We start from the raw sequence: 10,100 nt of genomic DNA, 5'->3' as shown, positions 1-10,100 counted from the left end.
TGACAACGAGTCTCTTGGGACCCATAGACGTTTTTCGTGCGCCGCTTCAACGGCGTACTGCATCGCTGTACCCACACAGAACCATCTCACTTCGGTCACCCACTCCCACCAAAATGCGCTCGCTGCCACCAGTTGTTCACCAGGGCGTGAGATGCGAGCAACGGCTGCGGCAGGTTTGGAGCGCCCAGCGGCTCCCGCCCATCGAGGTAGCCGGCCTGCTGGTGGACTCTTTGCCGGAGACGGCCGTTGAGATTGCCCTAACCGCTCCGGAAGAGGAGGCCGCCATCGCGGTGAGCGGGATACTGCGCAGGCTAAGCGCCTTCGACCGTTTCGATCTGGTCGGCTCCAGAGCCCGAGAAGCAAGCGCCCGCGCGACGCTGCAGAGACTGCTAGACACCTGCGGGCCAACCAACGGCAGTCGGCGGGCGCTCCAGATACTTCAGTCCGCTGACGCCGGCTGTGAGAACCCCGCAGAGGCCAAGCTGCACCATCTTCTACTGCAGCTCTTCCCCGAACCACTTGTCACCCAGTGCGAACAATGGGTTGGGCGTAACCGGTACTTCATCGACATGGCGTTGCCTGACCGGCGCCTGGCATTCGAGTTCGACGGCATGGCCAAGCTCGGCACGACCACTGCCGAATTTGAGCGCGCCAAGCGCGAAATGTGGGATCGGCAGCGCGACCTCCAGGATGCGGGGTGGCAGGTGGTGCGCGTCAGGTGGGACGAGTTTTCAGACACAAACCGACTGGTCGGCCGCATTCTGCGCGCGGCAGGCCGGTAGATGGACGACGTTGCCACCTTGCCACACCTTTGCACCTGGCCAGCGGCGCGGCAGGCGGTCCCGGTGAAGTGTTCAGTGTGGAGCAGGTCCCGCGACGCCCTCTCGTAGCCCGCCAGGCTCCGGGCACCGAGCCGCGCGTGGTGTGGGCGGAACGTCGTCCATTTGCTTCAAATTCGTACGACCTAGACCTTATGCAGCCGACCTAGACCTTAGAACACCACGCAAAGTCTAGGTCGAGTGCACAAGGTCTAGGTCGACCGGTTTAGCGCGGGAGACCGGGAGGGGCGGACCTGCGCAGCGCGGGAGATGGCGACCCCGCTATGGACAAGGCTCAACGCGTTTGGACAAGTTTCGCCGTAGAAACCCCTCAGGCAGCCGGGTAGACCAGCGCCGTCGCGATCGCGGCGGCGCCCTCCCCGCGCCCGGTGAAGCCCAGGCCGTCGGTGGTGGTGGCGCTGAAGGCTACCGGGGCCCCCACGCACTCCGTCAGGGCCGCCTCGGCCTCCCCGCGCCGCCCCCCGATCCGGGGCCGCTGCCCGATCAGCTGCACGGAGGCATTGCCGACCTCGAAGCCCGCGGCCCGCACGCGCCGGCACGCCTCGGCCAGCAGCACCCGCCCGGGCGCCCCGGCCCACTGCGGCTCTGCGGTGCCGAAGTTGGACCCCAGGTCCCCCAGCCCGGCGGCGCTGAGCAGGGCGTCGCAGAGGGCGTGCGCCACCACGTCGGCATCCGAGTGCCCCTCCAGGCCGGGCCCGTCGGGCCACTCCAGCAGCGCCACCATGAGCGGGCGCTCGGCGTCTGCGCTGAAGGCGTGGACGTCGGTGCCAATCCCGGTGCGGGGCAGCAGCATCCCTTCTCGGGGCGCCATCGCTTCTCGGGGCAGCATCACTTCTCCCCGAAGACGTCGCTGGACACGGACTTGCCGTTGCGCGCGGCCTTCGGGGAGGCCACGGCGTGCACGGGTAGCAGGAGCAGCAGGCCCACGAACAGCACCAGGATCAGGCCCAGCAGACCGTAGTGCTGCACGCGCGCGCCCGGCCCCAGGATGCCCTGGGCGAGCTTGATGGCGCCGTAGAACAGGGCCGGGGAGAGGAAGGAGACGGCGCGCCCGGTGGTGGCGTAGAGCCCAAAGATCTCGCCCTCGCGGCCCTTGGGGATCAGGCGGGCCAGGTAGGTGCGGGAGGCGGACTGGGCGGGGCCGATGAAGATGGACAGGATCAGGCCCAGCACCCAGAACACGGCCTTGCCGCCGCCGGCCAGCAGGAACACGCCGATGCCGGAGAGGATCATGGAGACCAGGGAGATGATGATGACGGTCTTGGGGCCCAGCTTGTCGTCCAGGGCGCCGAAGATGATGGTGGCGATGCCGGCCACCACGTTGGCAACGATGCCGAACACGATCACCTCGCCGTCGGCGAAGCCGAAGGTGCCCAGCGCGATGATGCCGGCGAAGGCGAACACGCCGGCCAGGCCGTCGCGGAAGATCGCGGACGCGCCCAGGAACAAAAGGGTGGAGGGGCTCTTCTTGGCCAGCATACGGATGGTGCCCCACACGGCTCGGTAAGCGCTAAACAGGCCCTTGCCCTTGGTCTCTGCGGCGGCGGTACGCACCAGGGCGACGGTGGTGGGCAGGTCGGCCTTGGACAGGTCCGCGCGGGCCAGCAGCTTCTTGGCGGCCCGCCGCTTGCCCACGCCGCTCTGCGTGAACAGCACGGGGATGGCGAACACGAAGAACCACAGGGCGCTGACCAGCATGGTGACGCGCACATGCTGCCCGTTCTCGGGGGTCACCCCGAACCAGCCGACCTCGGGGCTGATGAACCCCACGAAAACCAGCAGCAGCAGCACGATGCCGCCCAGGTAGCCCAGGCCCCAGCCGAGCCCGGAGACGCGCCCGATGGTGCGCTCGTTGCTGATGGCGGCGAGCATGGCGTTGTAGTTGACGGAGGCGAACTCGAAGAAGATGTTGCCCAGGCCCAGCAGGATGATGCCGAGCACCAGCATGACCTGGGTTGGCGAGGCGTCGTCGGGCAGGATGAAGTCAGGCAGTGCGCGCATGGCCTGCATCAGCCAGTCGGGCAGGTAGTCGCCGCGCGGGTTCACGAAGAACATCGCCACGATGATGAGGATCATCATGAAGGTGTTGAAGCCAAGCAGCAGCACGCCCTTGCCGGCCTTGTCCGCCTGCTGGCCGTTGATGGGGGCCAGGATGGCGATGATGAGTCCGGCGATGGCCAGGCCGGCGCTGACCTGGGCGGTGGAGACGTCCACGTTTCCGAAGGCCTCGGAGGTCAAGTAGACGCTGAAGACGAACGTGGTGACGATGGCGGCCATCGCGGAGGAGCCCCAGTCCCACAGTGCCCAGGCGATGACTGGCCAGTTCCAGATCTCGTTGTTCTTCTTTTCGCGCCTGCCGCGCTTGCCCTTTCGTTTCGGGGGCGCTGCGGCGCTTTCGACGGTGGCAGCTGCGCCGCCCTCGGTCGCGGCGGGGAGGGCGTCTCCCGCAGGGGCGGAACTGTTGTGGGTTGTGCTCACGCTAGGCGAGCCTAGGGCTTGCGCTAGCCAATTCCCTAGTTCGGCGCACCAGGTGCGGGTTTTTTGTTAATTTCCTGCCGCGTCTGCCGCGAGTTTTTCGGCTAGGTACAAGTCAAGGGGCGTGGTTATCTTCAGCGCGGCCGACTCCCCCGGCACCACCGCCACTACCTCACCGATCGCTTCGGCTAGGGCGGCGTCGTCGCTGGCGGCGTCCTGCTCGTTTCCGGCGCGCCCGGTGCCGGCGGCGTGGGCGCGGGTGAGGACGTCCCAGGTGAATCCTTGCGGGGTTTGCACGGCGCGCAGTTGGGCGCGCGGCGGGGTGGCGGTCACTTGGACGACGCTGCCCTGCCCGCCTACCTCCTTAATCGTGTCGGTCACTGGCAGGCCGGGCACCACCGCGCCGTGTCCGGCCGCCACGGCCTGGGCCACGCGCGCGATGAGGGCTGGCGGGGTGAGGCAGCGCGCCGCGTCGTGCACCAACACGATTTGTTGGTGGCCGACGTCGGCCTTCTGCCCCTGTGCTGGCGCGCCACCCGGCGTGGCGGCCGGTGCGGCAGCCGGCTCGGTGCCCGGCTGCACTGCCCACCTGGCGAGCTCGGCCAGCCCGGCGGCGACCGAGGCCTGGCGGGTGGCTCCGCCGGGCACGACGCGCACGCGCTCGGCCTCGCCGGCGCCGCCCGGGGCTCGGGGGCCTGCAAGGGCTGCGGCGGCCCGGGCCACCTCGGTGAACTGGCCCAGCCACTGGTCGGGAGCGGTGACCACGACGCGCTCCACCACCCCGGAGGCCAGCAGGCCGCTCAGGGCGTGGGCGAGCATGGGCGCGCCTGCGACCTCCACCATGGCCTTGGGCAGGTTGGCGCCCAGGCGGGTGCCCGAGCCTGCGGCGGTGAGCACGGCCCAGGCCTGCGGCTGCACGTCAGTCATTTTTGCTCCTTGGCGGGAACGGAAAGCGCCCACACAGCGGGGCTGTGCAGGCGCTTTCGCGGCGGGTTACTCGGAGGCCGGCAGCTCTAGGACCTCGTCCAGGCGGGCCTCGGCCACCGACTCGTCCACGCCCTCTGCCAGGGCCAGCTCGGAGACCAGGATCTGGCGGGCACGCACCAGCATGCGCTTCTCGCCGGTGGAGGGGCCACGCCCGGCCTTGCGGCGGGACAGGTCGCGCACGACCTCGGCCACCTTGACCACGTCGCCGCTGGCCAGCTTCTCGGTGTTGGCCTTGAAGCGACGCGACCAGTTGGTGGGCTCCTCGGCGTAGTCGGCGCGCAGCACGTCGAACACGGCCTCCAGGCCGTCCTCGTTCACCACCTCGCGCACGCCCACCAGGTCCACGGCGTCAGCCGGCACCTGGATGGTCAGGTCTCCCTGGTTAACGCGCAGCGTCAGGTAGGTGCGCTTCTCTCCCCGGATCACCCGCTCCGTGATTGCCTCAACCGTGGCAGCACCGTGGTGCGGGTAGACGACTGTTTCACCGACACTGAAACTCATAATTGAATACTCCTAGGAATTCGCGCCCCCCAAGAATACCACGAAATTCCAAGGAAAACAGGGCAAAGATGAGTTTTACGGCGTGACGAACTTGTACCCCAGGCCGCGCACCGTGCGCAGTAATTGAGGGTTGGCGGGCTCCTCCTCGATCCTGGAGCGCAGCCGCTTGACGTGCACGTCCAGCGTCTTGGAGTCGCCCACGTGGTAGGGCCCCCACACCCGGTCGATGATCTGCCCGCGCGTGAGCACCCGGTCCGGGTTGCGCAGGAACAGCTCCAGCAGCTCGAACTCCCGCAGCGGCAGGGAGATCACCTGCCCGTCCACGCGCACCTCGTGACGCTCCACGTCCATCTGCACCCGCCCCACCTGCAGCACGGTGGTGGCGGGCGCGGCCGCCTCCCGGCTGCCGCGCCGCAGCACGGCCTTTATGCGCGCCACCAGTTCCCGGTAGCTGAAGGGCTTGGTGACGTAGTCGTCGGCCCCGATCTCCAGGCCCACCACCCGGTCGATCTCGGAGCTCTTGGCGGTGAGCATGATGATGGGCACCTGGGAGGAGCGCCGGATCTCGTGGCAAACCTCGGTGCCGGACTTGCCCGGCAGCATCAGGTCCAGCAGCACCATGTCCGGGTCGTGCAGGGCGAACTGCTCCAGCGCTTCGACACCGCTGGCGGCGCCCACCACCTCGAAGCCGTCGCGCTGCAGGGAGAACATGAGGGGCTCGCGGATCGCGGCCTCGTCCTCCACCACCAGGATCCTGGTCATTTCGCCTCCTGCATGTCTGTGGGCAGTGTGGCCACGGGCAGCACCAGCGTGAACGTGGAGCCCTTGCCCGGCGCGGACCACACCTGGATGCTCCCGCCGTGGTTGGCGGCCACGTGCTTGACGATCGCCAGGCCGAGCCCGGTGCCCCCAGTCTCCCGCGAGCGCGCCCGGTCCACGCGGAAGAAGCGCTCGAAGATGCGCTCCTTGTGCTCGGGGGCGATACCGATGCCCTGATCCACCACCGCCACGCGCACTTCCATTCCGACGACGTTCACCCCCACCGCAACGCGCGTGCGGGCCGGCGAATAACGCACCGCGTTGTCCAGCAGGTTGCGCACGGCGGTGGCCAGCAGCCCGGCATCCCCGTATACATGCACTCCGGTGTCGCCGCCCACGACGAGCTCCACCTGGGCGGCCTGGGCCACCACCTTGACGCGGTCCACGGCCTCCGCCACCACGGCATCCAGCGAGACGATTTCCGGGTCCACCAGGGCGTCGGGCTCCTGCAGCCGGGAGAGGTCGATGATCTCTTGGACCAGCTTGCCCAAGCGCAGCGCCTCCAGGCTCATCTGCCCGGAGAAGCGGCGCACCACCTCCGGGTCGTCCGCGTTCGCCTCCACCGTCTCCGCCAGCATCGCGATAGCCGCCACCGGGGTCTTCAACTCGTGGGACACGTTAGCCACGAAGTCCCGACGCGTGTGCTCCAGCCGCGTGGCCTCGGTGCGGTCGTCCAACAGCAAAAGCACGCGCCCACGGGTCAGCTGCGCCACGTGCACGTCCACGTAAATGAGCCCGCTGCCCTCCAGGCGCGAGCGCTGCAACGCCAGCTTCTCGCTGGCGGGAAGTCCCGTGCGCCGGGTCTCCTCCACCATCTTGGCCACCTGGGCGTTGGCTAGCCGGTCGGCAGAAATAATGCCCATCGCGTAAGCGCCCGCAGAGGCGCGCTGAACGTCGTCGTCCTCATCCAATAGCACCACGGAGGAACGCAGGGCGGAAAGCACAGAAAGGGCGTCCAGCTCAGCGTCGTCCCCCGTTGCGGGGGCGGGCCGCAACTGGCGGTCAGAAAGCTGGAAGGAAAAGACGGCCGCCGCCCCAACAAAGATGCCGAGCAGGCCGGCCAACACGAGCAAAGACTGGGGCATGGGTCGAAGCGTATCGGGCGCACCGGCCAGGACACCCGGCGAGGGCGCAAACTTTGCCGTTTGTTAACCGAGCCTGCGCCGGGCGTTCACTTGCGGCTGGTGAAGTAGTGTCGGCCCTGGTAGGTCAAACACTTGGCGTGCCACACAACTGGGTCCAACACCGGACCTCCCGGTCCAGAGCTTTGGAGGAATAAGACGTGCGCGAGATTTTCCACATGGAACTCAAGCAGGTGGGGTCTGACCTGCGACTGATGGCCGGTTACGTGGCCGCCGCGATGGAAAAGGCCACCGAGGCCCTGGCCACCGGGGACCTGATGCTCGCCGAGCAGGTGATCGACTCAGACGAGCGCATTAACGACCTGCACCGGTCCCTGGACGAGTTCTGCATCTCCCTGCTGGCCCGCCAGGCGCCCGTGGCCGCAGACCTGCGCCTGGTGGTCGCCGCCATGCGCATGTCCCAGACCCTGGAGCGCATGGGAGACCTGGCCCGCCACGTCGCCTCGATCGCGCGCGGCCGCTACCCGCAGGCCGCAGTGGACGCCGACGTCCTTGACCTGCTGGTGAAGATGGGCCGTCAGGCGAGCGCCGTGGCCCGCCGCGTGATTGAACTGGTGGACACCAAGGACCTGTCCATCGCCGCTGAGATCGCCCGCGAGGACGACGTGCTGGACCAGCTGCACCGCCAGACCTTCCAGTACGCGCTCAACGACGACCACCAGATGACCCGCCAGCAGGTGGTGGACACCGTGCTGCTGGGCCGCTTCCTGGAGCGTTTCGGGGACCACGCCGTCTCGCTGGCCCACCGCGTCTCCTACCTGGTCACGGGCCAGCTCACGGCCCAGGTCGAGACCGAGGTGGTGGCCAGCGCAGACTAGCGCCGGGAGGTGTCCCAGATACAGGGGCGGGGCGGGGTGGAACCGATCGGTTCCACCCCGCCCCGTTTTTCGGGCAGCCTGGGATCAGGCCTTGCCCTGGTTGGCCACAGCCTGGATGGCGGCCGCAGCGGCCTCCGGATCCAGGTAGGTGCCGCCGGCCTTGACCGGCTTGAGGTCCTCGTCCAGCTCGTAGACCAGCGGAATGCCCGTGGGGATGTTCAGGCCCGCGATCTCGTCGTCGGAGATGCCGTCCAGGTGCTTAACGATGGCGCGCAGGGAGTTGCCGTGCGCGGCCACCATGACGGTCTTGCCGGCCTTGAGGTCCGGAACGATCTCGTTCTCCCAGTAGGGGAGCATGCGCTCGAGCACGTCCTTCAGGCACTCGGTGGCCGGGATCGGCTCGCCCGCGTAACGCGGGTCGGTGTCCTGAGAGAACTCGCTGCCCAGCTCGATGGCCGGCGGCGGAACGTCGTAGGAACGACGCCACTCCATGAACAGCTCGTCGCCGTACTCGTCGCGGATCTGGGTCTTGTTCTTGCCCTGCAGGGCACCGTAGTGGCGCTCGTTGAGACGCCAGTTGCGCTTGACCGGGATCCAGTGGCGGTCAGCGGAGTCCAGCGCCAGGTTCGCGGTCATGATCGCGCGGCGCAGCAGGGAGGTGTGCACAACGTCGGGGGCGATGCCTTCAGACTTCAGCAGCTCGCCGCCGCGGCGGGCCTCCTGCTGGCCCAGGTCAGACAGCGGAACGTCAACCCAACCGGTGAACAGGTTCTTGGCGTTCCAGTCACTCTGACCGTGACGGAGAAGTACTAGCTTGTAGGTCATATTCCTTCGCTTCCTCGGGTACCGGGATGGAAGGCGCTCAGGCGCCAACCTCAGCGTAGTACTGCTCGCGGACGTCGGCGGGAATTCGGCCGCGGTCCGGCACCTCGATGCCGCGAGAGCGGGCCCAGGCACGGATGGCGGCAGCGTCAGAGGTGCGGCCGGTGGCGGCACCGGCGCGGCGGCGGCGACGACCGCCGGCGCGGCGAGCATTGTCGACGAACTTGGCAAGAGCCTCACGCAGCTCGTTAGCGTGCTCCTCATTCAGGTGGATCTCGTATGCGACACCCTCGAATGCGAACGAGATCTCCTCAGTAGCGGTCGAGCCATCAATGTCGTCGAGCATGAAGCGCTCGGTCTTGGTCTTCCAGGCCATGGAGTCTCCTCAGTATGTGGGACGTGGTTGATTAATTTGAGCAGATCAAAGATCTCGTAACAAACAATAACCTAAAACTGTGCCATTGTTGCAACTCAACAAATGAATTCCGCGTGTCGACGCAGAATGAATAGTGGCAGCCGCAACAGTTCACCCGGGGTGACTGGCCCACCCAGGGCAAGCCACAGGCGCAGAATGGCCAGATCTAGCGCCCCATCGTTACGCGAGGGTGAACACATTGTTAGAGGCGTCTAACCTTGGAAGCCGCGCCTTTTGCCCACGCTACTAAAAGTTCAACTTTGGAACGCGTCGGCACTCAGGCACCTTCACCGGTCATTTCACTCGCTTATCAGCGGGGCTCCAGCAGACATTCAGGACTTGTCTAGATCAGCGCCCCTATTTGGCGAATCCACAATTGCTGGCGGGCCTCCATGTGTACACCGGAGGCCCGAGAGGAGGCGAGTGGCAATGTCTTCACGACGTTTCGCACATGCACTTAGCGACACGCCTTGGCTCAGTTCCTAGCGCGATTGAAGGCCCGGGCAGCCCGTGCACGCCACCGCAGACGGGCGGGGCGGCACCGGACATTTCCCGAGCCGGGCGCGCGTCACAGAGCCGGGCTCGCGAGTTCGGACGGGGCGTCGAAATCGGCTCCGCATCGCCGGCGCGGGCTCCCTGCGCGGGCGAATGTCAGGCCCGCGAGCGGGCCGGGCCAAGAGGCGAAGCTGGCGGCGAAGCTGGCGGCGAGGCCTGGGCCTGGGCCTGGGCATGGGCATGGGCATGGGCATGGGCATGGGCATGGGCATGGGCATGGGCATGGGCCAGCATCCCACCTCCAGGTTTCTGACAGCCGCGCCAGAAAGAGCTATGCCTCCCACGTTCTACGTGGGAGGCATCGGAGCCGCCTAAGGGAATCGAACCCTTGACCTATTCATTACGAGTGAATCGCTCTGCCGACTGAGCTAAGGCGGCGGCGCTGCAAGCAGCACCGTACATGCTAGCGAAGATGGGCCACCGGGCACAAACCGCACTGGCCGTGACCCCCACCACCTGGCGCCGGGCGCAAGGTCCGACGCCCGACCCCAGACGACCACAGCCCGGGCACCAGAGCCGAGGCACCACACTGGACGCCCCGCACCCAACCACTCAAGCCCAGGCTCCGATTCCGCCCGCTCCCAGGAACACGCCGACGATGCCGTCACGGACTAGGCACCCTATCCACGCCCCTGCCGCGCGATGGGCACGTGCGCAAGCGATTGAGGGCTTACTGCACCTCTCGTAGGGTTTCCCCACCGGTCGTGGGCTTAGTGAACCTCTCGAG

10 protein-coding genes and 1 tRNA gene are annotated in these 10,100 nt (G+C 67.3%); 2 read left to right on the top strand and 9 right to left on the bottom strand.

The window, feature by feature from the left end; all coding sequences use genetic code 11:
* Positions 1–113: 113 nt before the first annotated feature.
* The gene (locus tag AC4PWQ_RS02700) at positions 114–782 is read left to right on the top strand and encodes a putative endonuclease domain-containing protein (RefSeq protein ID WP_492089709.1); all 669 of its coding nucleotides are present in this window, start codon (positions 114–116) and stop codon (positions 780–782) included.
* Between the two features lie 367 nt (positions 783–1,149).
* Here the strand turns inward: AC4PWQ_RS02700 and ispF are convergent, their stop codons facing one another.
* From ispF to AC4PWQ_RS02670, 6 genes are all read right to left on the bottom strand, one after another.
* Entirely contained in the window at positions 1,150–1,668 is a 519-nt protein-coding gene (ispF, locus tag AC4PWQ_RS02695; RefSeq protein ID WP_492089708.1) for a 2-C-methyl-D-erythritol 2,4-cyclodiphosphate synthase, read from the bottom strand.
* Entirely contained in the window at positions 1,668–3,317 is a 1,650-nt protein-coding gene (locus AC4PWQ_RS02690) for an MFS transporter (protein ID WP_371151395.1), read from the bottom strand. The genes ispF and AC4PWQ_RS02690 overlap by 1 nt, the downstream gene beginning before the upstream one ends.
* A 66-nt stretch (positions 3,318–3,383) precedes the next feature.
* A complete protein-coding gene (locus AC4PWQ_RS02685; RefSeq protein ID WP_371177272.1) occupies positions 3,384–4,241 on the bottom strand; it encodes an IspD/TarI family cytidylyltransferase in 858 nt (285 codons plus the stop codon).
* A 66-nt stretch (positions 4,242–4,307) separates the two neighbouring features.
* The gene (locus AC4PWQ_RS02680; protein ID WP_371151391.1) at positions 4,308–4,802 is read right to left on the bottom strand and encodes a CarD family transcriptional regulator; all 495 of its coding nucleotides are present in this window, start codon (positions 4,800–4,802) and stop codon (positions 4,308–4,310) included.
* 75 nt (positions 4,803–4,877) lie between these two features.
* Positions 4,878–5,564: a response regulator gene (locus AC4PWQ_RS02675; protein ID WP_492089707.1), complete on the bottom strand. Its 687-nt coding sequence runs from the start codon at positions 5,562–5,564 to the stop codon at positions 4,878–4,880.
* On the bottom strand, positions 5,561–6,706 hold the full coding sequence (locus AC4PWQ_RS02670; RefSeq protein ID WP_371151387.1) for a sensor histidine kinase: 1,146 nt from the start codon (positions 6,704–6,706) through the stop codon (positions 5,561–5,563). Before AC4PWQ_RS02670 ends, AC4PWQ_RS02675 begins: the two co-directional genes overlap by 4 nt.
* Positions 6,707–6,903: 197 nt before the next feature.
* Here AC4PWQ_RS02670 and phoU point away from each other — a divergent pair, with 197 nt between their 5' ends.
* Positions 6,904–7,581: a phosphate signaling complex protein PhoU gene (gene phoU, locus AC4PWQ_RS02665; RefSeq protein ID WP_371151385.1), complete on the top strand. Its 678-nt coding sequence runs from the start codon at positions 6,904–6,906 to the stop codon at positions 7,579–7,581.
* 84 nt (positions 7,582–7,665) lie between these two features.
* Here phoU and AC4PWQ_RS02660 read toward each other — a convergent pair whose 3' ends face one another.
* From AC4PWQ_RS02660 to AC4PWQ_RS02650, 3 genes are all read right to left on the bottom strand, one after another.
* On the bottom strand, positions 7,666–8,406 hold the full coding sequence (locus tag AC4PWQ_RS02660; protein ID WP_371151383.1) for a phosphoglyceromutase: 741 nt from the start codon (positions 8,404–8,406) through the stop codon (positions 7,666–7,668).
* A 37-nt stretch (positions 8,407–8,443) separates the two neighbouring features.
* Complete coding sequence (locus AC4PWQ_RS02655; RefSeq protein ID WP_371151382.1) at positions 8,444–8,779, bottom strand: histone-like nucleoid-structuring protein Lsr2; 336 nt, start codon at positions 8,777–8,779, stop codon at positions 8,444–8,446.
* 899 nt (positions 8,780–9,678) lie between these two features.
* A tRNA-Thr gene (locus AC4PWQ_RS02650) sits at positions 9,679–9,751 on the bottom strand.
* Positions 9,752–10,100 lie beyond the last annotated feature (349 nt).

This window comes from Buchananella sp. 103232 (assembly GCF_058725725.1).
Note: the sequence above shows the minus strand (reverse complement) of the source record. Positions and strands in the feature narration are given on the sequence as shown.